17 protein-coding genes are annotated in these 21,987 nt (G+C 70.1%); 3 read left to right on the forward strand and 14 right to left on the reverse strand.

What is annotated here, in order from left to right; all coding sequences use genetic code 11:
* Nucleotides 1-61: 61 nt before the first annotated feature.
* From IEY95_RS40305 to IEY95_RS40325, 5 genes are all read right to left on the reverse strand, one after another.
* The gene (locus tag IEY95_RS40305; protein ID WP_189191211.1) at nucleotides 62-1,033 is read right to left on the reverse strand and encodes an alpha/beta hydrolase; all 972 of its coding nucleotides are present in this window, start codon (nucleotides 1,031-1,033) and stop codon (nucleotides 62-64) included.
* 93 nt (nucleotides 1,034-1,126) lie between these two features.
* The gene (locus IEY95_RS40310; protein ID WP_189191212.1) at nucleotides 1,127-2,173 is read right to left on the reverse strand and encodes a helix-turn-helix domain-containing protein; all 1,047 of its coding nucleotides are present in this window, start codon (nucleotides 2,171-2,173) and stop codon (nucleotides 1,127-1,129) included.
* Nucleotides 2,125-3,093, reverse strand: coding sequence for an AraC-like ligand-binding domain-containing protein (locus tag IEY95_RS40315; protein WP_229703681.1), 969 nt, complete (start codon nucleotides 3,091-3,093; stop codon nucleotides 2,125-2,127). The genes IEY95_RS40310 and IEY95_RS40315 overlap by 49 nt, the downstream gene beginning before the upstream one ends.
* A gap of 150 nt (nucleotides 3,094-3,243) precedes the next feature.
* Entirely contained in the window at nucleotides 3,244-4,245 is a 1,002-nt protein-coding gene (locus IEY95_RS40320) for an alpha/beta hydrolase (protein ID WP_189191214.1), read from the reverse strand.
* 90 nt (nucleotides 4,246-4,335) lie between these two features.
* Nucleotides 4,336-7,143, reverse strand: a complete 2,808-nt coding sequence (locus IEY95_RS40325) for a helix-turn-helix transcriptional regulator (RefSeq protein WP_229703696.1) — start codon at nucleotides 7,141-7,143, stop codon at nucleotides 4,336-4,338.
* 220 nt (nucleotides 7,144-7,363) lie between these two features.
* On the opposite strand from IEY95_RS40325, the gene IEY95_RS40330 reads away from it, so the two are divergent.
* Nucleotides 7,364-10,132 (forward strand): LuxR family transcriptional regulator, encoded by a 2,769-nt coding sequence (locus IEY95_RS40330; RefSeq protein ID WP_229703682.1) that lies wholly within the window; start codon nucleotides 7,364-7,366, stop codon nucleotides 10,130-10,132.
* Nucleotides 10,133-10,200: 68 nt separating this feature from the next.
* Here the strand turns inward: IEY95_RS40330 and IEY95_RS40335 are convergent, their stop codons facing one another.
* Nucleotides 10,201-10,926: an alpha/beta fold hydrolase gene (locus IEY95_RS40335; RefSeq protein ID WP_189191216.1), complete on the reverse strand. Its 726-nt coding sequence runs from the start codon at nucleotides 10,924-10,926 to the stop codon at nucleotides 10,201-10,203.
* Nucleotides 10,927-11,417: 491 nt separating this feature from the next.
* Between IEY95_RS40335 and IEY95_RS50875 the strand changes: the two genes are divergently transcribed.
* Nucleotides 11,418-11,786 carry an AI-2E family transporter gene (locus IEY95_RS50875; RefSeq protein ID WP_373294645.1) on the forward strand — a complete coding sequence of 123 codons (369 nt, stop codon included), beginning with the start codon at nucleotides 11,418-11,420 and terminating at the stop codon, nucleotides 11,784-11,786.
* A 132-nt stretch (nucleotides 11,787-11,918) separates the two neighbouring features.
* Nucleotides 11,919-13,370 carry an amidase gene (locus IEY95_RS40345; RefSeq protein WP_189191217.1) on the forward strand — a complete coding sequence of 484 codons (1,452 nt, stop codon included), beginning with the start codon at nucleotides 11,919-11,921 and terminating at the stop codon, nucleotides 13,368-13,370.
* Nucleotides 13,371-13,631: 261 nt separating this feature from the next.
* On the opposite strand, the gene IEY95_RS40350 is transcribed toward IEY95_RS40345, so the two are convergent.
* The 8 genes from IEY95_RS40350 to IEY95_RS40385 all read right to left on the reverse strand — a co-directional run bounded on the left by IEY95_RS40350 (nucleotide 13,632) and on the right by IEY95_RS40385 (nucleotide 21,829).
* Complete coding sequence (locus tag IEY95_RS40350) at nucleotides 13,632-14,315, reverse strand: SDR family oxidoreductase (protein WP_189191218.1); 684 nt, start codon at nucleotides 14,313-14,315, stop codon at nucleotides 13,632-13,634.
* The gene (locus tag IEY95_RS40355; protein WP_189191219.1) at nucleotides 14,312-15,598 is read right to left on the reverse strand and encodes a cytochrome P450 family protein; all 1,287 of its coding nucleotides are present in this window, start codon (nucleotides 15,596-15,598) and stop codon (nucleotides 14,312-14,314) included. Before IEY95_RS40355 ends, IEY95_RS40350 begins: the two co-directional genes overlap by 4 nt.
* Nucleotides 15,595-16,257 (reverse strand): hypothetical protein, encoded by a 663-nt coding sequence (locus IEY95_RS40360; protein ID WP_189191220.1) that lies wholly within the window; start codon nucleotides 16,255-16,257, stop codon nucleotides 15,595-15,597. The genes IEY95_RS40355 and IEY95_RS40360 overlap by 4 nt, the downstream gene beginning before the upstream one ends.
* A 5-nt stretch (nucleotides 16,258-16,262) precedes the next feature.
* Nucleotides 16,263-17,450: a cytochrome P450 gene (locus IEY95_RS40365; RefSeq protein ID WP_189191221.1), complete on the reverse strand. Its 1,188-nt coding sequence runs from the start codon at nucleotides 17,448-17,450 to the stop codon at nucleotides 16,263-16,265.
* A gap of 450 nt (nucleotides 17,451-17,900) precedes the next feature.
* Entirely contained in the window at nucleotides 17,901-19,376 is a 1,476-nt protein-coding gene (locus tag IEY95_RS40370) for a hypothetical protein (protein WP_229703683.1), read from the reverse strand.
* 16 nt (nucleotides 19,377-19,392) lie between these two features.
* Nucleotides 19,393-20,271 (reverse strand): phosphatase PAP2 family protein, encoded by an 879-nt coding sequence (locus tag IEY95_RS40375; protein ID WP_189191223.1) that lies wholly within the window; start codon nucleotides 20,269-20,271, stop codon nucleotides 19,393-19,395.
* Nucleotides 20,268-21,143 carry a VTC domain-containing protein gene (locus IEY95_RS40380; RefSeq protein ID WP_189191224.1) on the reverse strand — a complete coding sequence of 292 codons (876 nt, stop codon included), beginning with the start codon at nucleotides 21,141-21,143 and terminating at the stop codon, nucleotides 20,268-20,270. The genes IEY95_RS40375 and IEY95_RS40380 overlap by 4 nt, the downstream gene beginning before the upstream one ends.
* Nucleotides 21,140-21,829 carry a DUF4956 domain-containing protein gene (locus IEY95_RS40385; RefSeq protein ID WP_229703684.1) on the reverse strand — a complete coding sequence of 230 codons (690 nt, stop codon included), beginning with the start codon at nucleotides 21,827-21,829 and terminating at the stop codon, nucleotides 21,140-21,142. The genes IEY95_RS40380 and IEY95_RS40385 overlap by 4 nt, the downstream gene beginning before the upstream one ends.
* Nucleotides 21,830-21,987: the final 158 nt, after the last annotated feature.

Consider the following 21,987-nt stretch of genomic DNA (forward strand, 5'->3'; position numbering starts at 1 on the left):
TCCTGCAGGAAGCGGGCTCTGCCGCGGTCGGGTGACTCCGGCCGAGCCCGCGACGGACTCGTCAGGCGGTGCGCAGGGCGGTGCGCAGGGTCTGGATGGCGAGGGTGATGGCACCCTGGGCGGCTTGGGTGGAGCGCAGGGCGTTGAGCATCACGAAGTCGTGGATGATGCCCTGGTACCGGACGGCGGTGACGGGGACGCCGGCCTGGCGGAGCTTGTTGGCGTAGGCCTCGCCCTCGTCGCGCAGGACGTCGGCCTCGCCGGTGATGACCAGCGCCGGGGGCAGGCCTGCCAATTGCTCGATGGTGGCGCGCAGCGGGGAGGCGGTGATCTCGGCCCGCTGGTTCTCGTCGGTGGTGTACTGGTCCCAGAACCACTGCATGGCGTCGCGGCGCAGGAAGTAGCCTTCCGCGAACTGGTGGTAGGAGTCGGTGTCGAAGCCGGCGTCGGTGACGGGGTAGAACAACACCTGCTGGACCAGCGGAACGTCGCCGCGCTCTTTGGCCATCAGGGTCAGCGCGGCGGTCATGTTGCCGCCGACGCTGTCGCCGGCCACGGCCAGGCGGGTGGCGTCCAGACCCTTGCTCGCGCCGTCGGTGACGATCCAGCGGGCGACGGCGTAGTTCTGCTCGATCGCGACCGGATACTTCGCCTCGGGGGAAAGGTCGTACTCGGGGAACACCACGGCGGCCCGGGCGCCGACGGCGAGTTCGCGCACGAGGCGGTCGTGGGTGTGTGCGTTGCCGAACACCCAACCGGCGCCGTGGATGTAGAGGATGACCGGCAGGGTGCCGACGGCTCCGGCGGGCTTGACGATGCGGGCCTTCACCGACCCGGTGGGGCCACCCTCGACCGTGATCCACTCCTCGTCGACGGCGGGCTTGTCGATGTCACCGGACTGGACCTCGTCGACCGTCTTGCGTCCCTCGATGGGACCGAGGTCGAACAGGTACGGCGGGTTGGCGGTCGCGGCGGCGAATTCCTGGGCCTCCGGTTCCAGCACAGGTATGACTGCTGCCGTCTCGTCAGACATCTTCTACTCCTTGGACATTGAGGCCGTTGATGTTCCCCAGGCTATGAATCAGGGGCGCATGAGCTTGTCCGCCCGTGCACAGCTTCCGTGCCGCTAGTGCACCGCGTCGCCGGAAGACGTCTCGCCCGTCCGGGAGGCCGTGCGCCACTGCACTGGCGACATGCCGTATGCCTCGCGAAAGACCCGGCTGAAGTGAGCGGCGCTGGCGAAGCCGCAGCGGGCCGCGACGGCGGCCACGGTGCGCCGGGCGGCGTCGGGCCGGGCCAGGTCCTCGCGGGCGCGTGCCAGCCTTCTGCCGCGGACGAAGGTGTTGACGGTCGTGTCCTGCTGCTGGAACAGCTGGTGCACGTAGCGCAGCGAGATGCTGTGCTCGTCGGCGATGTCCTTCGGCGAGAGGTCCGGGTCGCCCAGACGGGTCTCGATGAAGCCTTTGATTCTGGCGAGAAGTGCGACTGCTGGCCGTTGCTCGCACGTGTCCCGATCACCCAGGGTGTGCAGTGCGAGGACTGCGATCATGTCTGCGGTCGCGCGGGCAAGCTGCTCGCGCCGGTCCGGGGCTGCGGCGAGGGTTTCCTCAGCCAGGCCGGCCACCAGGGACTGCAGCGGGTTCGGGGTGGCTGGGGCGTTGTCCAGTAGGGTCGCGGTCAGAAGGCGCAATTGCGCTTCCTTCAGTCGCAGCAGAAAGCGCGGCATCATCAGGGTCCTGGCGCGTTGACCGCCGGTGAGCCTGAGCTTGAACGGTCGGGCCGCGTCGTAGAAGGCGGAACCGCCAGGTCCCAGAGCGGCTGTCCGGCCGTCCTGCATGAGCAGTGTGGAGCCTTCCAGTTGCTGACGCAGGAACACCTGAGAGCTGCGGTCTGCCGCGGCGGATGGCGTGCTGCGCAGGATCGTCGCGGGGCCACTGCTTTCCTCGATCGTGATCTGCAGGGAGCCGAAGCGCCGGCCGTGCAAGGCACCACGCCAGGAGGCGGGATCGTTCGGGGAGATCTCCACATCGATGCATGCGCGGGAGTACGTCTCCTGCCAGGCGGCCCAGCGCTCCTCGGGGGCTCCTGCCTCGACGGAGCAGGTGAACTCGTTCGGTACGGCGGTCAGTTGGCGCCCGGGCACAACGCATCCCCCCTTTCGCGCCGGAGCCATTCGGTCGGTGAGAGGCCCTGGCAGGTGCGAAAGGCGCGTCCCAGTTGGGCGGTGCTGCTGAACCCCCAGCTGCGCGCCACCTGGCTCAGATCCACCGGACCGGTGGCCGACGACGCGGCGAGGTCCTTGCGTACTTCCTGGAGCCTCAGTTGCCGGACCCAGGAGGACACCGTGGTCCCTTCGCCCTCGAAGAGCCGGTGCAGGTAGCGAACGGAGATGCTGTGGGCCCGGGCGATCGCCTGCGGTGTCAGGGCGGGGTCGGCCAGGTTCCAGCGGATGAAGCTCTGGACACGCAGCAGCATCGCTCGTTTCGCGCCGGGCAGTTCCGTGGGCCGCCGGCCGAGGCATTCGGCTGCAGTGGCCGCCAAGAGGTCCGCGACGTTTGTTGCGAGCCGTTCGCCTACGTAGGCCGTGTAGGACTGGGGCGTCTCGGCCAGGGTGGACAGGAACGGGGAGAGCAGGGCCGGGAGCCCATGGCTAGGCTGCAAGGCGCGAGCGGTGATCATACGCAGATCTGCCTCAGGCCGGCCGAGCAGCTCGCGCGGCAGTGCGAAGATCTTCATCGTGAAGGGTTCGGGAAAGCGCGCGCGGAACGGACGGGCCGTATCGAAGAAGCCGATGTCGCCAACCCTCAGTTCGGTGGTGCGGCCATCCTGTTCGACCTGTGCCACACCGCTGACCTGCACCGCCACAAAGACCTGGCGTCCGTCGCCACGGGCGACGAACCGCGGGGAACGGTGGACTTCGCCTGGGTCGCAGTCGACCTTGGTGATCTGCAGGGCACCAAGGTGGTGCGTGCGCAGCGTGGCGTCATAGGTTCCGCCTGGCGCACGGATGTCCATGCCCACCAGGGTGGCCAGCACCGCGTCGTGCCAGAACTCCAGACTCTCGCGCTCAGGGACCGAGCGGGTGGTGAGCACCAGGCCATCTCGCCGCGTGCCCTGCTCTCCCGCGCTGTTTGCCCCGGCAGGACTCGTTCTTGCTGACATGGGATCAGCCTGCCCGGGAGGCTGGGCGCGCCTGAATACGTCGGCCGACTGGTTGCCCGCCAGCCTATTGACAGGGTCTGATCAACCCGATCGGCTCAGTTCCAGCTTGGCGCGCAGGAAGCTGCAGCCCTGGCACACCGCGCCGCGGGTGGGTGGGCTGTCTCGTAGCGCGCTCAGTGCGACAAAGTCGTGGACTGTGCCGAGGAAGCGAACGCCCGCCGCCTCGACGCCGGCGGCGCGTAGACGTCGGACGTACTCCTCCCCCTCGTCGCGGGCGATGTCGGCCTCGGCCGTTACCACCAGCGCGGGCGGCAGCCCCGTCAGGTCCGTGCGGGTCGCGCAGAGCGGGGAGGCCGTGGGTTCGGTCAACTGCCGCGGAATTGGCGCGTACTGCGCCCAGTACCGGCGCAACGCCTGACGGGTGAGCAGATGGCCGGTGGCGAATTGCCGTTGGGAGCCGCTATCGCAACGGGAATCGGTGAGCGGGTAGTAGAGCAGTTGGGCCCGGATCGGTGGTCCGCCGCGTGTGCGCACCATCATGGTGAGCGCTGTGGCCAGTGTGGCCCCCGCGCAGTCGCCGCCCACGGCCAGCCGTCTCGGGTCCAGTTCCAGCTGCTCAGCGTGTTCAGCCGTCCATGCGAGGAGCGCATAGCACTCTTCCAGTGCCACAGGATACCGAGCCTCGGGGATGCGGCTGTACTCCGGGACGATCGCCGCGACTCCGAGTTCCCGGACGAACTCACTGATCACCTGGGTGTGCGTCTGGGCATCACCGAGCATCCAACGACCGCCGTGGAGGTAGAAGAGGACGGGCATCGGCCCAGTTGCGCCAGCGGGGCGGAAGACCCAGAAACCAACGAGGCCGGTGGGGCCAACCGGGGCGACCCTGAAGACGGCGTCCACGTCGTAGTCGTCGATGCCGTCGGCCTGGGACTCACGCAGTGCCTGCCTGCCGAGCGTTGGCCCAAGGTCGTCCAGGAAGGGGGGTGCAGCCGTGGCAGCCACCAGCCGTTCCACTGCCGGGTCGAGCACGACCTTGGACATGGGGGGCCTGCCTGCGCCGTCGTAGGAGTCCCACTGCATCTGCGGCCCTCATCTCTCGCTCGGCCATTGGGGCTCCACAACCAGGAGTTGACGGAGTCCTGCGCCTGAAGGTGCTGTGCTGATACCTCGTCAGTCGGCGCCCCTGTCCGTTGCGGCCAATAGGTCCCGCAGCTGATGACGCCGACTCACGCCGAGTTTGGGATAGCTGTTGTACAGGTGCGTGCCCACAGTGCGTGGTGAGAGAAACAGTTGCTCACCGATCTCCCGGTTGGACAGACCGTCAGCTGCCATTTCGACGATCTGCCGCTGCTGGGCGGTCAGTCCTTCCAGGGCGCCATCGGGCTCGGTGTCTGCGGCTGCCCCGCTGGCGCGCAGTTCGGCTCGGACGGTCGCAGCCAGGGGTGCCGCGCCGAGCCGCTCGGCTATCTCCAGAGCTGCGGTGAGCTGCTCCCGTGCCTGCAGAGGCTGACGTGAGCGCCGGAGCCAGACCGCGTAGCTGAGGCGGGCTCGCGCCCGTTCCCAGGGCCAGCGTTCACCCTCCGGGTTGACCAGCGCGAGCTGGAAGTGCTCTTCAGGGTCGGCCGCCCGGTCCACCACCGCGGTCGCGTGATGCAGCAGCAGCGTCATGCGAGGGGTCGGCCGCTCGCCCTGCTGGGTGCGGACCTGGGCCAGGACCTGGGCCGCCTCTTCCTCGCGGCCTATCCGCTGGGCTGCGGTGGCAAGCTCGGCGATCGTGCGGGGTGACAAGAAGGGGTGCAGTGGCGAGCCGTCGGTGTCGAACAGTGCACGCAGCTGACGGAAGGTGCGGGCCCAGTCGCCCTGGGCTGCGGCTGCCAGGGCGCGAGCCCGCAGCATGCGGGCGTGGGTCGCCCGATTCTCGGCCAGGTCGAATGCGCACCAGTTCGGCCCGGTAGCGGTGAGCTCCGGCGTGCTTCTGCCACGTAGCGCTGCCAGGGTCGCTGCCAATGCATCGAGGTCCGCATGGACGCGGGTTTGGCCCAGAACAGCGGCAGCGTCACTTCCTTCGGCCAGCAACGTTTCTGCTTCGGCCCACCAGCCGGTGGCCAGTAGCGTGTCAGCCATGGGCGCCAGGGACCAGCCGCGTAGACCCAAGGCTTTGCGAGCCCGTAGCTGTGTATCGGCTTTGCGGTACTGCCTCAGGCAGGTGTCCGCCTCGTCGGCTTGGTAGGCGATCCAGGCAACGGCCAGCCGACGAACCAACCGCTCTGGAGCGTCCGGAAGCGCCCCGAGGTGGGGAAACTCGAGTCGACGCAGAAGCTGGCCGGCTCCGTGAGCTGCCGCCGCCACGGATACAAAGGCGCGGAGGGCCGAGCGCACCGCGGGTTCGTCGAGCCGGGTCAGCGCCCCCGTGGCTACGGCGCTCGCACTACGGCTGTCGGACCGGGCGAACAGTGCTGCCAGTTGGCTTCGGTGGTGCGGCAGCGCGGACTGGTCGGCGACGGCAGCAGCCACCGAGGCCAGGGCGAGCGCAAGCGGGCCGTCAGCGGGAAGAGCGTGCTCTCGGACGTCCAACAGCAGGTCGAATGCCTCCTGTTGGAACGAGGCGAGCGAGAGCGCGCCGCTCATGGCAGCGGCGGCCAGGCATGTCAGCTCAGCGTCTGCGGCGCCCTGGGTGAATTGCCGGTACAGGTCCCCTACCCAGTCCGGGTCGCCTACGAGATGCGCGGCGGCCAGTGCCTCGGCCAGTCGGCGGGCACGAGCAGCGCCGTCGGGGCTGAGTTGTGCCGCCTGTTCCAGGGCCGTCGCTGCGGTGACCGCGTTCTGGGTGCCCCAGGCGGTTTCCTCAAGCGCGGCGGCAACCGATTCGTCCGGTCCGAGCGCGGCCGCTGCCTGGTACTGGGCGCGGTACACCGGGGAGCCTGTCACCCTTGACAGGCCCAGGCAGGCGGCACGGCGCAGCTGGGCCGGTTGACGTGCACGGGCGGCGCGGCGTACCAGCGGGTGCCGGAACCAGATCCGGCGGTCGGCCACCGTAATGACGCCGGCTGCCTCGGCGGGCGCCCAGACGCCCAGGTCGGGCGTACCGACAGCAGTGGTGACCGTGGCCAGGGGTTCGTCGGGGGCTGCCAGAGCCGCATACAGCAGTGCGTGCTGCGTAGCGGTGGGCAGGGCGGCGAGTTCGACCTCGGTGTCGGGCCGTGGGTACGGGGACAGCAGGGAGCGGTGCCCGGGGAAGGCCAGGTCAGTGTCCGGCTGGGCGAGCCGGCACAGCTCCAGCAGGGCCAGTGGGTTGCCCTGGGCCTCCTCCAGCAATTCCAGCCTGCGACGCCCCTTGGGTGCGCCCGGCTGCTGGTCCAGGAAGTCAGCAGCCGCCTGCGGGGCCAACGGTGCCAGGCGCACATAGGGCAGTTCCGTCGGCAGGCCGGGCGGTGCAAGGTCACCGCGCGCAGCGAGCAACAGGGACACACCGTCGTCGGTGAGGTGGCGAAGGACCGAGCCAAGCACGTCCAGGGAGGGGCGGTCGCAGTCCTGGACATCGTCCACCGTCACCACGACCGGCCGCTGGATGCCAAGACGCTGAAGGAGCGTCAGCACGGCTCCCTGCACGGCCAAAGGGTCCGGTGGTGGCAACGTGCGCACCGGTGCGATCGCCGGTTCCAGAATGTCGCGGTTCGCTTGCGGCAAAGCGCTGATCTCATGACGCACGGGCATGAGCAGTTGGCGCAGGCACGCGTAGGGATGTGCCCGCTCCACCGCCCAGCCGATTGCGGACAGCACCAGAGCACCGCCCCGAATAACCTGCTCCCGGGCTGCGTGCAGAAGGCGCGTCCTGCCGATGCCCTCCTCGCCGAGAAGGAGCAGGCCACGCATCACGCCCCCACCACGTCCAGTGCTCCGAAGGATCCGCTCGAGTTCCCAGTCCCGGCCGACCAGTCCGCTGTCCCCCGCTTCCCCGCCCTGGGGACCGACAACCACGCCCGGTCCGGTCTTACCTGCTGTTTCGCTCGTCATTCGTGATCCCCGGATGCTGTACCACTCGTCTTCGGAACACGTCTTCGGGCACCGGCTCCACTGCAACGATCCTCGGGGCTCCGGGTACAGCTCGCATCTGTCGGATGACCAGTCCTCAGCCGCCCCCTCGTTCACCTGGCAGGATTCACCCATCGAATCGAACGACAGAGACGAGGACCCACTTGTGCACGCCCCTGCCGAAGTCCCGCCCGTACCGCAGATCGCGGGTCGGGAGCGGCAGCTGACCAGGGTGGCCCGGCTCCTCGCCGCCGCGACGGGAGAGGGACCGAAGGTACTTGTGGTGACCGGGGAACCGGGCTCGGGCAAGAGCACCCTGGTGGACTGGGCTGCCGCAGAAGCCTCCGCCCAAAAGGTGCGCACACTCCGTGTCCGTGGCAGCGAGGGCGAGTCCGGTCTGTGCCTGGCGGGTGCGCACCAGTTGCTGCGCCCGCTGCTGGGGGCCATGGACGGGTTGCCCGAGCGGCAGCGCCTCGCGCTGCACGGGGCATTCGGCCTCGGTACGGCACCCGAGACCGCCTCGACGGATCCGCTGCTGCTACACCTGGGCGCACTCACGCTGCTGTCCGATGCTGCGGCGGAGCAGCCTCTGCTCCTGCTCGTCGACGACGCCCAGTGGCTGGACCTCGGCACGCTCGACCTTCTCGCGTTCGTCGCCCGACGTCTCGACGGCGAGCGTATCTGCCTGCTGCTCGCCGCACGGGAGGAAGCCGTCCCCGCGCGTTTCGACCGGGACTTCCCTCACCTGGCCGTCGGACCGCTGGAGCGCGCCGCCGCGGTACAGCTGCTGGACGCCCAGCCCACTCCCCCGCAGGGACGGGCCCGCGCGCAGATCCTGCAGCAGGCCGCCGGCAACCCCCTGGCACTGATCGAGCTGAGCCTCGCGCTCGCGCACGGCCGGACCGGCCCCGCCGGCGCAGCCACTCTGCCGCTCACGCGCCGTCTGAAGAACCTGTTCGCCGCGGAACTACCGGCTCTTCCCGCCGACACCCGGCGCGCGCTCCTCCTGGCGGCCGCCGCCGGAACGGCCCGGCTCGTGGACGTGCTGCGGGCCGCACCGGACCTTGCCGGGCTCGAGGCCCTGCTGCCGGCCGAGGGGGTGGGGCTGGTCCGTGTCGCCGACGGGCAGGTGACGTTCCGCCACCCACTTGTGCGGTCCGCGGTCTACCAGGCAGCATCCTTCTCCGAACGCCGCGCCACGCACCTTGCGCTGGCCGACGCCCTGACCGACCAACCCGACCGCCGTGCCTGGCACCTGGCCGCCGCCGCGCTGGGACCGGACCGGCAGGTCGCGGACGCGCTCGCCGACAGCGCCGAACACTCCCGCAGTCGCGGCGGACACGCCGCCGCGGCTACGGCCTTGGAGCGGGCCGCAGAACTCACCCCCGATCTGCAGCAGCGCGCCGAACGGCTTCTGGCTGCGGCCCGGTCCGCCATGTACGCAGGGCACCCCCAGTGGGTCGCCGACCTCACCGCACGCGTCGCCGACGTCACCCAGGAACCGCGGCTGCGTGCCGAGGCTTCGCTGTGGCGCGGCTGGGCCCTTGGCGTCACCCTCGCGCACGACGAGGCCCTCGCGGTCCTGCTCCCGGTCGCCGAAGCGATGGCCGATCCCGCGCCTGCCCTGGCCCTCGGCGCACTGAGCACGGCAGCCACCTCCGCATACAACTCCGGGGACCCCTTCTACCAGGGCGAGTTCGCGCGCATCTGCGCCCGCGTCGTCGAGGACGACCATCCCGTGGACGCGGCCTGGAGCCACGCCGCCCTTCACCCGCACACCCAGCGCGCAGACCTCCTGCTGCGCCTGGAGCGCGCGCACGCCGCCATGACGCCGGACTCCGTAGGCGAAATCGCCGCTGTGGGCGCCACCGCGTGGATCCTGGACGAGACCGAACTTGCTGTCCGCCTACTCGGGCAAGCCATGGACCACCTGCGGCGTACCGGGACCACGGGGACCAACGCGACCGTCGCCCAGGCCCTCGCGCTGGCGCGCTTCGAGAGCGGCGCCTGGGCCGGTACACAGGCCGCCGCCGAGGACGCCTTCTGGATGGCCACCGAAGCCGGGGCGGACAACGTCACCGTCGGCTCCTCCCTCCTCCAGGCCACCCTGCACGCTCTGCGCGGCGATCACGAGGCCGCCCGCGTCCTGGCGCAGCAGGCGGTCCGCGGTCTGGACCTGCGTAAGTCACGCAGCCTGCACGTGCGTTATCGGCACGCGCTGGGCTTGGCCGCAACCGTGGCGGGCGACCACGGCAGCGCCTACGACCTGTTGCGTGCCACGTACACCCGCGACTTCCAGCCGCTGCCGGTGCACTACCACGCGTCCGTGTACTACCTGGGCGACCTCGCCGCCGCAGCCGTCCGCGCCGACCGGATACAGGACGCCCGCTCCGTGCTCGAGGCCGCCCAGTACAGCCTCGGCCCCACCCGGTCCTCCCGCGTCCACGCCGTCGTCGAACGCGCCGCTGCCCTGCTCAGCGCCCCCGAGGACGCGGAGCAGCACTTCCTCGGGGCGCTCGACGATCCGGCCTGCACCCAGTGGCCCTTCGAACTCGCGCTCACCCGGCTGGACTTCGGCGAGTGGCTGCGCCGGCAGCGGCGGGCGGCGGAGGCCCGCCCGATGCTGAGCGGCGCGCTGGAGGTCTTCCAGCGCCTGGGTGCGCAGCCCTGGGCCGAACGGGCCACTGCCGAGCTGCGGGCCGCCGGCGCCCCGGTGACCGTACCGACCGCCCCTGCAGCCGAACTCACGCCGCAGGAACGGCAGATCGCGGAGCTGGCGGCACAGGGCCTGACCAATCGGGACATCGCCGCCCGGCTCTACCTGTCACCGCGGACCGTTGGCTATCACCTGCACAAGATCTTCCCCAAGCTCGGTATCCGGTCCCGGGGGCAACTGCGCGATGCCCTCTCCCCCGACGCCGCGCCGTCGCCCTGACGACACGGCGCGGCCGCGCGGGCCCTCTTACCCGAGACACCCGCGCGGCTGTCAACCTCGTCGGAGCCTCAGCTCGTCGCCCGAACAGCCTCGATGATCACGGACGCCACCGCCTTCGGCTGCGACACGGCGACAGCGTGGGAAGCGCCCTCGACCTCGACGACCGTCGCTCCGGCGCGCTTCGCGCCGAACCGCTCCACCTCCGGGTTGATGGCGTTGTCGGCGGCGGCAACCAGCGCCCACGACGGCTTGGTCTGCCACGCGGCGGTCGCCGCCTTCTCGCTGAACGCCCCAGCGGCAAGCGGGCGCTGGGCTACCGCCAGAACCTTCGTCGCCTCCTCCGGGACGTCGGCCGCGAACACCGCCGGAAAGGCATCGGCCGTGATGGTGACCTCGGCGGCGCTCCCTCCGTCGGCCAGCGGGTACGTCCATTCCTTGAGGTTGCTCACCAGCGGCGACGCAGGGAATCGGCCCTGCAGTTCACCCAGGCTCTCCCCTTCCTCCAGGACGTAGGCGGCAACGTAGACCAACCCGACGACGTTCGGGGCCGTGCCGGCCACGGTGATCAGCGCGCCGCCGTACGAGTGCCCGACCAGCACGACCGGGCCCTCGATCTGCGTCGCCACCGAAGCCACATAAGCCGCGTCAGCAGCCAGGCCCCGCAGCGGGTTCGGCGGGGCCACCACGGGAATACCGTGGCTCTGCAGCTCCGCGATGACGCCGGACCAGCTGGCAGCATCAGCGAACGCACCATGGACGAGGACAACGGTGGGCGTGGGCGTGGACGTGGGCATGGGCTTCTCCCTCGATTCGGACGCGACAGCGTCTCCAACAGGCAACGTTCTTGCCGTTGCGCACGCTAGGCGGTTCCGCCGGACCGCAGTTGCGCCACGGTGCACGCGCCCGCGTCATCCCGTGCACACCCAGGGCGGCCGGCCAACCCAGGCCCGTGGGCACGGATACCGCGACAGTGACCCCATGTTCGTGGAGAACGCGTTCACCAGGGCACCGACTCCATAGAACATGCCTGACAGCAGCAGGAGTTGATTGCCAGTCAGCAACTTGCGCAGGCGTCGCCCCATGCGCGGGGCCCGGCGACCGCACCCTGTGCCGATCGGAAACTCATCGCCGCTGGTCAGGCTGCATATCTGTACGCGTTGATGACACCGCCGAGCATTCGGGTGCGGAGGAGTCGGCGCGCGGTCAGGTCGGTCGCGGCCGCAGGGCGCGCCTGCCGATCGCCACGGCGGCAGCGTCGTGGCGGGTGGGCTTCCTGTTCTTGCTGGTGAGAGGCTTCTGCCAATGTTGGGCGCCCCATTTCCGGAACAGAAGCTGTCCCGGTCCCGGCGAACGGATCGCACCGTCTCGGACAGAGGTCTCACTGCAGCGCCCGAGCCGCCTCTGCCCGTCGCACGCGCAGCTGAGCAACTACGTGCTGCAGCCGCGCATCACGGCGCGCACGGTCGAGGTCCATCCCGCCGTGGCCTTCGGATCCGTCCTCGCCGGAGCGGCACTCCTCGGAGCGGTCGGTGCCGTCATCGCCATTCCCACCCTCGCGACCGTGCAGGCACTCGGCACGGCATACGTGCCCCGGTACGAGGTCTTTCCCTCCCTTGAGCCGACGGGCGACGCACCGGGAGATGGCACAACGTGAGCCCAGGCGGTCGGTCGGCATGCAGAGCGGGCACCCTCTGCCGGAGAGGAACATGATGAGTATTGAGGCATCCACCCCGTTGTGCAAAGCAGCATTTCATGACCTCTTCCAGAGGCCGATACGGTCGGATTCATGGAGTGGAATTTTCCGACAGCCGAAGAACTCGCGGCTGCCTTGCGTGCCCGTGAAGTGACCTCGGCGGAACTGACCGACGAGGCGATCGCCCGTATCGAGCGGGACGACAAGGCGATCAACGCGATCTGTGTGCCGGACTTCGACCGTGCACGGGCCGCCGCGCGCGGTGCCGACCAGGCGCGCGCCCGCGGCGAGGACCGGCCGCTGCTCGGCATTCCGGTGACGGTCAAAGAGTCCTACAACATCGCCGGGCTGCCCACGACCTGGGGCATGCCGCAGTACCGGGACTATGTGCCGGCCGAGGATGCGGTACAGGTGTCGCGACTCAAGGCCGCAGGCGCGGTGGTGCTCGGCAAGACCAATGTGCCCTTGGGGCTGCAAGATGTGCAGAGCTTCAACGAGATCTACGGCACCACCAACAACCCGTGGGATCACGGTCGCACGTCGGGTGGATCCTCCGGCGGATCGGGGGCGGCCCTGGCGTCCGGATTCGGCGCGCTGTCCATCGGATCCGACATCGGCGGTTCGTTGCGCACCCCCGCACATTTCTGCGGTGTCTACGCACACAAGCCGACACTCGGGCTGGCGGCGCACCGCGGTATGGTCCCGCCGCCCGCGCCGGCATTGCCGGCCGACCTCGACCTCGCCGTCGTCGGTCCGATGGCGCGCACTGCCCGCGACCTCACGCTCCTGCTCGACGTCATGGCCGGACCGGACCCGCTGACGCTCGGTGTGGCTCACGACCTGACACTGCCGCCCGCGCGGCACGAGCGGCTCCGCGACTTCCGGGTCTTGCTCCTCGACGAGCATCCGCTCATTCCGACCGGGTCCGCTGTGCGGGCGGGCGTGAACCGGGTGGCCGACGCGCTGGTCGACGGCGGCGCCCGCGTCGAACGGCACACTCCGCTGCTGCCCGATCTGACCGAAGCCGCGGTGCTCTACACGCAGTTGCTGTTTTCGAGCTCCGCTGCACGTTTTCCCGTCGAAGCGTACGAGCAGCTGCAGACCCACGCCGCCGGACTGAGCGCAGACGACCAGAGCCTCGACGCGACGCGGCTGCGCGGCATGGTGCTCAGCCACCGCGACTGGATCGAGGCGAACAACCATCGCGAACTCCACCGCCACGGCTGGCGGCAGCTCTTCTCCGAGTTCGACGCCGTGGTGTGTCCCATCACGCCCACTCCCGCGTTCCCGCACGACCACAACCCCGATCTACTAGAACGCCGGATCGACATCGACGGCGTCGAGTACCCGTACCTCGACCAGCTGGTCTGGGCCGGTCTGGCCACCATGCCCGGCCTACCCGCCACCGCCATACCAGCGGGCCGGTCCCCCGAGGGTCTGCCGGTGGGAGTGCAGCTCATCGGTCCGATGTTCGAGGACCGCACCCCGCTGCGGCTGGCCGAACTGCTCGAGCACAAGATCGGCGGCTTCCAGGCACCGAAGTAGGGCGTACCACCTGAGTGTCCGTCGAAGGCGAGGTGCGCATCACGACGAGATCCTCCGAATGCGCGCAGTCCCTGCCCGGAACGCGCAGGTCACCGGCGTGCACTTTCATCGGTGGCCTGGCGAACCACGAGGAAATGCAGTGGAGTTGACACGGCCAACCGATGAAGCAACCTGAGACAGCGCGGAAGGCGCAGGTCACAGAGCCGCCATACGAAGCCGAGCGCGAGACCCAGCACATCGTGATCTGGTACTGCCCGGTCCTCAGTCGATGACAGCACGGGACACCGTCGCGTCCGCCGGTGTCCGTATCGCGTTGAGCACGACGGCGGCCACCGATTCGGGCCGCAGGAACTGCTCCGGGCGGTACGCGCGGCCGGCCCGTTCGGCTGCGCTGCGTTGCAGCTCGGTATCGGTCGGGCCCGGGTGGACCGACGTCACTCTCACTCCGTTGGGGCCCTCCTCCGCCTGAAGGGCCTCTGCCAAGGCGCGCAGCGCGTACTTGCTGGCGGCGTAGGGACCGCGGTGCGACTTGATCTGCAGGCCGGACCCCGCGTTGATCAGCACCACATGTCCTCGGCTCCGGCGCAGGGATGGTAGGAGCAGCCGGGTCAGTTCGGCGGCGGAGAAGAGGTTGACGGCGAAGACGCGCTGCCAGGCGTCGAGCGAGCTGTCGGCGATGGTGCCGGGCTCCGCGACGGCGGCATTGTGCACGAGCACGTCCAGCCGGTTGATGTCCGCCGTGGCCCGGGCGAGTCCCTCGGGATCTGCCAGGTCGGCCACCCAGGGGCCGGCGCTTCCTGGCAGTTCGCGGGCGAGTGCCTCGAGCGATCGGGCGTCGCGGCCGCCGAGGAGTACGTCGTGCGTGGGGGCGAGCGCACGGGCGATGGCCGCACCGATGCCCCGGGAGGCGCCGGTCACGAGTGCGCGCGGTCGGGGAGTCGTCATGGTGTGGCACCTGGTGGAACGGGCCGGAAGGTGACCGGAAGGCTGGTCAGTCCATGCATGAACCGGCTGTGGCCCCAGGTCAGTTCGCAGGGATCACTCGCGAGCACCAGCTCGTCGCAGCGTTCCAGGAGGGTGCGCAGCCCGATCGTGGCTTCCGCCTTGCCGAGCGGCGCGCCCAGGCAGTGGTGGATCCCGTGTCCGAAGGCGAGGTGCCCCCGGCTGTCGCGGCGGATGTCGAACCGGTCGGGTTCGGCGAAACGGGCGGGATCGCGGTTGCCGGCGCCGTAGGACAGCAGTACGGCCTCTCCGCCGCCGGGAACGGTGACGTCTCCGATGTGCACGTCGCAGGTCGTGAACCGCAGGACGGGCGCCATCTTGATGGGGCCCCTCCAGCGGAGGATCTCCTCGATCGCCTGCCCCATGAGGTGCGGCTGTCCGCGGAGCATCGCCAGCTGCTCGGGGTGTTCCAGCAGGGCCAGCACCCCGCTGCCGATGAGGTTCGCGGTCGTCTCGAAACCGGCCACCAGGAGGAGGAAGGACATGCCGATCACCTCGTCCTCATGGTGATCGGCCGAGAGAAGGCGCCCCAGCAGGTCGTCACAGCTGGCGTTGGACTCCCTCTTGTCCTTCAGCAGTCCGATGAGGTAGTCCCGCATCTCGCAGGCGGCCCGGGGCATGCGGCGGTCGTCGTTCTCGCTCATCTCGACGTAGACGCCGGCCAGTCGCGCGAAGGTGTCCCGCCCTTCGGCGGGCACGCCCAGTACTTCGGAGATGACGGTGAGCGGCAGGCGCTTCGCGAAGTCGCTGATGACGTCCAGGCGCCCCAGCGGAAGGACCGGTGCGAGGAGTTCGGCGGTGATCTCCTGGATGCGGGGACGCAGCTCCTCGATGCGGCCCGGAGTGAACTCCCCTGCCACCAGGGCCCGCAGTCTGGTGTGGGCCGGGGGGTCGCAGCGGAGCATGTTGCGTGTGACGGTGTAGTTCTCGGTGGCGAAGACCCACGGGGCGGACCGCACGGTCTTGTTGCCGTGCCGTGGATCGTTGCTCAGCCGTGGATCCTTGCTGGCTGTCCGGATGTCCTCGTGCCGTGTGACAAGCCACACCGGAACGCCGGCGAAGACCACGCGCCGTACGGGCTGTTCGGCCCGCAACCGGGCGAGCAGCTCATAGGGGGCATCGACATAGCCCTGCTGGTCCATCAGATCGGTGGCATCGTCGGCATTTCCGTGTCCCGGGGACGGCATGGGGCAGGTGACGACGTCGTTGGCCTGTTCTGCGCTCACGGCACCTCCATGTGCCGTGCGGTCGCCGGTTGTCCGTTGTGCCGCGCATGGGCGGGCAGGGCCAGGCGCACCGGCAGCGCGTGGCAACGCGGGTTCGAGTGGTCGGCGGGGTGCGGGGTCCATGCAGCCCACGAGTGGTACATGTTGCAGTTCCGGCGCTCCAAGTAGCAGATGAGGTTGACCGGCCACCCGGTGTTGACGAAGACGTACGTGTCCATGCGCGTCGGGTGCTCGCTCAGCGGCGGCCCCCCGCCCAGTGAGTCGATGTTGTGCCAGTCGGGGTGGAGGTGGATCGACCCGAGAATGTCCAGCCCGTCCAGCTCGGCGTCCCGCATAATGCGCAGCAAGTCGGTGGAATCGCACCACCACCCGCGATGGGGGTTCTCGTAGGCCGTTCCGAAGCTCGGCACGATGGATTCCGCGAACTCTGCCCGAGCCGCGCTGTCTGTGGCCCGCACGTTGCGGCCGAACTCGACACGCTCGATGCGGGCACTGTCGCCGTGCATACGGCCGACCAGCACGCCGAAGCACGAGTAGGGACAGCCCGGCTTGATAGCTTCGTAGACACGGAGCGCGGCGTCGAGGAACGTCGAGCAGGCGGTGCTCTCCAGGAAGACGTGCATGCTGTCCGGGCACGTGCAGGGACTCGTGCGGTTCATCACGATCAGCGCTCCGTTCGCATGACGGGGACGGACGTGAACCCGCGCAGCCGCCCGTACCTCTGAGCAGGCGGCTGCGCCTGCACGAGATCAGGGAGCCGCTGCCGCAGCCGCCCCAGCAGCATCGCGATCTCAAGGTGGACCAGTTCGGCGCCGAGGCAGTAATGGGCGCCTCCACCGAAGCTCAGATGACGTGGCCCGCGGCGCCCCGGCAGGAACTCGTCCGGCCGGAAGTACACGGCGGGGTCCCGGTTGGCGGCGCCCAACACCGGCCAGACCCGCGCGCCCGCCGGTATCGTCACGCCGCCGATGACCACCGTCCTGGCGGGAATACGGGGGGCAGGGGTGAACTGCACCGGTGCGTCGTAGCGGAGCAGCTCGTCGACGAACATCCGGGCACTGACGGGATCGTCCAGGAAGGCCGACCGCTCCGGATGACGGTTCATCAGGACGATTCCGGTCTCGATCCCCGCAGCGATCTGCGGGAACCCTGCAACCGTGAGTCCGGTGAGAATGCTGACGAGTTCGTCGTGCGGCAGGGCCTCGGGACGGGCGGTGTGCGCACGGACGAGTTCGGACGTGAGATCGTCGCCGGGCGCACAGCGTCGGCGGGCCACCTCCCTGTGGAGGTAGTCGGTGAGCCGCCGCATCGCCGCCCCGCCGTCGCGTTCCGATCCGGGCAGCGGCCCCGAGGTGGGAAAGATGTCGGCGACGAGCGCCGAGACGAGCTCTCGGTCGGTCCGGGGCAGTCCCAGCACGTGCATGATCGTGTCGCGGGGGAAGGCCTCGGCGAGTGGGGTCATGTCGGCGACGCCGTGGCTGAGCGTCTCCACCACGGGTTCGAAAAGTTGGTCGCAGAGTCTGCTCAGCCACGGCTGCTGGCCTCGCAGGTGCTCGGCGAACCGCCGGGCCACTGCCGTACGCATCCTCGTGTGCCGGGGCGGATTTTGCGAGCTCATGACGCGCGACAGCACAGGCGGCGAGGCATGTCCGGCCGTCCTCCCGGACGGCGGGTGACCTCCCGGCGCGAGAAAGAGCTCGCGTTCGGTCAGCACGCGCCGGCAGTCCGGGTAACGCGTCAGGAGGTAGGTGTCGCCCCGGCACCGGTACACCGGTGCCGTCTCACGCAGCCATTCGTAGACGGGGTACGGGTCGCCGACGTGCACATCCGCGAGGGCATCGGTGGAGCCCATGGTTCCCATGGCATCAACCCCTCGGGGCGATGGACGGTCTCGTGTTCAGCCCATCCCCATTGACCACTCCGAACGGGTGACATACAACTCGGCACACGATCGGATTACTCCGAACGGGTGACGTGCCGTCGTCCATCACCGTGCTGAGCAGGGGCTCTGGGCTCCATGCGACCCGTGAGGCACCCGCCACGGCCCGTCCGGCCGCCGCGGGGTCGCCTCGTGGCGGACCGCAAGCGCTACGAGTGGCTGCTCGGCAGGCGAAGCGGCTGAGCCACTCTCCGAGGACGGCGACGGTGCTGCGCCGGGCCAGTAGCCGGTGAGCTCCTGAGTTCGCGCATTTGCTCGTACAGGCCGATGATGGCCTCGCCCTCGAGGGTGGCAGCGCCGGGATTGATCACAGTTGGCTCCTCAGCGTTCGGCGCGGCGGCATCGGGATCCTGCGCCGTCGGCTCACCGGTGAGACAGGAAGACGCGGTAGCCGTGGTGGACGAGCAGGCCGGGCAGGCGGTGGGACGTCCACTGCCGAGCGTATGCGGGGGGCTTGTGGTGGGGGCGTACCAGGACGGCGACGGGCTCGTGCCGGGCGGTGGCGAGGATCTTCGCGACGGTGGTGTTCTGGTTGTGTCCGGTGATCTGGCCGGAGGTGCAGCGTGCCTGGTAGCCGACGGGGGTGGCGAGGCGGCCGGTGATCAGGCAGGGCGGCCGCACGCCGTAGGTCCGCAGGTCGGCGGCGATGCGGGCGTAGTCGCCGGTGCCGTCGGCGGTGGCCCGTACCGCGCGGGTCAGGACCACGTGCTGGCTCGCCAGTTGGACTGCGAGGAGCGCGGCGACCAGCGCGGTGGCGGCGGGCCGAAGCCGGGGCCGTACGGATCGGCTCATGGTGGCCAGGGCGTCCGCGACCGGGAGGGACAGCAGCGCATAGCCGGGAAGCAGAAAGCGGGGCGCCGCGTAGTCGATGAGCAGCAGATACGGGACGGCCACGGACACGCCGCACAGGGCGGGCAGTAGGGTGACGGCGAGGCGCTGGGCGCGGGCGGCCGCCAGGATGCCGCCGAGTGCGAGGACCGGGGTCATGAACCACCAGATCGCGCTCGTCCGGTGCCGCCAGGGCACCGTGCAGGGGCGGCACAGCTCCGGGCCTCCGGCGAGCGTGCGCACTTGGTCGCCGATCGCGATGTGCCAGCCGATGCCGCCCTCGATGGCGCTGGCTCGGTGCAGCCGCGCGGCCACCCCGCCGTACGAAAGGTACGCCTCGACGATCCACTGCGCGCCGCCCAGTGCGAGTCCGGCGGCTAGGACGGCGAGCAGCGCCGGGCGCCGCCAGTGGCGTACGACCAGCCCGGCGGCTGCCAGCGGCAGGGACAGCCATACGGCGTCCGAGGGCCGGAAGAGCGCGGCGGCCGCGAGGGCGAGACCCAGGCCGACGAGCGCCCGCCGGTCGGCCGGGTCCCTCGTGGCCCGCAGGAAGCAGCCGACCGCGGCGAGTCCGCTGAGGGCGACCCAGAGGTTCGGCATCGCCTGCGGGCCGTACAGCTGGGTCACCCACAGGCCGGCGAAGAACAGTCCGGCCAGCGCGAGGACGGGCGTCGGCCGCAGTCGCCGCCACGTGCGCAGGGCGAGGAAGAGCCCGGCGCCGGAGAGGACGGCGAGATAGACGCGGAGCGCGAGCGTGGACGAGGTGAGGAGGGTGAGCGGTGCGACGAGTACCGGAACGCCGCGGGCGCGGGGCGCGCTGAAGTACGCGGACGGGATGTGCGGGGCGACCTGACTGGCGTACACCGACTCGTCCCAGCTCAGGTGCAACCCGGGGGCCACGAACAGCAGTTGGGCCAGAGTGAAGGCGATCCCGACCGCCGCCAGCGGCAGGGAGCTGCGGACCGCGCCCCCCGCCCGCGTGGGGCGGGGGCGCGGCCGTACCGGAGCCATCGGAATCATGCCGGAACTACTTGCCGGTGCCGGGAGCGGAGGCGGCGTTCTGGAAGTAGTCGCCGACCAGGTCGCCGACCAGGGTGCCGGCAGTGATGTCACTGGGCACGTGACCAGCCATGTAGAGGCGGGAGTAGACGATCTGGGCGGCCATCGCCTGGTAGTCCTCGGTGCGGTGCGGGGCCCAGTTACTCAGGAGGTTGACGGCGGTGGCGGCCTTGGCGGCGTGCCGTGAGGGATAGGAGTAGGGGCCCTTCTGCCCGGGGGTGACGTGTTTGTCGGGGCGCAGGGTCGGGTCGAGGACGTAGGGGGCGGGCTGCTTGTCGTGGGCGGCCACCGTCTCGGTGATCGCCTTGGCGAGCTTGAGGGCCGTCTTCAGTTCGGTCTTCTCCAGGGCGCCTTGCTGCTGAGGGAGCAGTTCGCGCTGATCGTGCGCGTAGAGCTTCCAGATGTCGCCCTTGCCGTGGACTTCGAGCCAGGTCGCCGCCCTCTTTCCGGCGGCAGTGCGGGTCTTGGCGAGCTGCTGCACCTGGTGCAGTTCCGCGGTGCGGTCGGCCTTGTTCGGCGGGGCCGGGACGTGCTGGGCGGCCCAGGTGGCGAAGGCTTTGTCGTCGCGCGTGGCGCCGTGTATGGCCTTCCACTTGGCGAACAGGGCGTCCGCGGTGTGCTTCTGAGCCGCCTGCTGCTGGGCGAGATCGGCCACCTCGGCGTCGGTGAAGAGCTGGGGCGGCGGGTCGGCCTTGATCAGGTCGGTCGCGCCGGGCTTCTTCTTCGCCTCGGAGGTGGCAGCGGCCGGGGCGGCGGCGGTGGTGTGGACGAGGCCGAAGGTGGCGGCGCCTGCGGCGACGACGGCGATCACGGGGTACTGCCACTTCACGCGGCGGGGGCGGTTCATGCGGGGGTGTTCCTTCCGGTGCGGGCGGTGGGTGTCTCGGTGTGCGGGCCCGTGTGGAAGCGCGTGCGGGCGAGGTGGCGGACGTTGTTGTCGGGCAGTCCCGGTACGAGCAAGGAGAGCCCGACGATGTACTTGCTGATGGACACCGGGCGTGCGCCCAGGGCGAGCAGGTGCCGGTCGGCGGGAGCGGGGCGAGCGGTGCCCTTGGTCTCGACCAGGACGTACTCGGGGTTCAGCGCGGCTGTCCGGCCGTCGCGATGGCAGGTCAGAGCGCCGTCCAGGGTGAGGCGGGTGCCGGCTTCGAGGTCGGCGAGGGCCGCGCGCAGGTAGCAGACTTCTCCGGCCGGGGTGAGGTCGGCAGCGGTGATGTCTATGCCGCTTACGGAGAGCACGCGGTCGACGAAGGCGGCGGACTCGGTGCCGGGCTCCAGGCGTCCGTAGGCGTCCGCATCGACGGTATGGGCGTGCTTGACGGTGGCGCCGCGGCCGTCCTTGGACTTGACCTCCATCCGGCACAGCCGGTCCTCGGCGTACAGCCTGGTGCGTACCTTCCATCGTCGGCGTCGTCCCTGCATGTGGGCGCGCCAGGCGGCCAGGTGAGGGGTGTCGAAGTAGGTGCTGCGGTATTCGGTGGTGCGGCGGCCGTTGATGTCCAGGACATGGTGGGTGTTGTCGAGTGCGCCTATCAGCTGGGCCGCCGACAGGGCCGGTATGAGGTACTTGCGGTCCACCCGATGTTGAAGTGCGGCCGCAGCGTCGATCTCGGCGAGCGAGGCCGGCCGCAGCCCGTCCAGGTCCAGTAGCTCCGCGAACCCTGCGCGAGGCGGGGCCGCCGCGGTGGTGTCCGAGTACGCGGCTGAGGTGACGGTCACAGCGACTTCCCCTCGCCGACCGGGGCGGCGGGGTGCGGCGAGGAGTCCTGCGTTTCCCGCTGGCCCGGGATGAAGACGCGGGTGCTGTCCTCCACGGCGTACCGGGCGGAGACGCGGGTGGTCTCCCGTACGTAGTCGATCTCGTCGACCTCGACGGCAAGTGGCTCGGTGCCCAGCCGGGCCGTCAGGTCGGCGCGGATGTCCTCGGGGTTGCGGTAGACGCGGTCGAGGGTGACCTTCGTGACGCGGGTGGGCCGGTGCGATGCCGGGTCGTCGACGAGGAGGACCGCGACGAGCAGGAAGGCGTCGATGGCGATGATCATCCAGGTCTCGCGCTGGGGCAGTCCGTTGCTCAGTGCCATGACCAGGGCGATGAAGGCGTACGCGACATCCCGGACCGTGAAGGCGGCGCTGCGCAGCCGGACCAGGGAGAGAATGCCGAACAGGCCGAACCCGACACCGGCGGGGAACTTGCCGGCGCTGATCGCGGTCATGGCGGCGAACAGTCCGAGGTTGAGTGCGGTCAGGACCAGCGGCATCTCTGGCCCGGGTCGGCGGCGCCGGTACAGCCAGCCGACCAGCACCAGCAGCGCCAGCACGTCCAGGCCGGCGCGCGCCGTCAGGTCTCCCACCGTCAGCGCCGAGGCGAGGGACTTGTCGGCGAGCAGGGTTATCGGGGCGTGCATGATCGTGGTCTCCGTTCCCGGCAGCAGCCGCCGCCGATGGCGGTCGAGGCCGGCTACTGCCGTCAGGCGACGCACGCTAGGGATGTCGCATTAACAGACCATGAAGCCTTGCCGGCGCCTGGAGGGAGCCGGGGAGCACGCGGCGGCTCACACCGGGC

The sequence above is a fragment of the Streptomyces albiflavescens genome (genome assembly GCF_014645835.1).
GTDB lineage: Bacteria > Actinomycetota > Actinomycetes > Streptomycetales > Streptomycetaceae > Streptomyces > Streptomyces albiflavescens.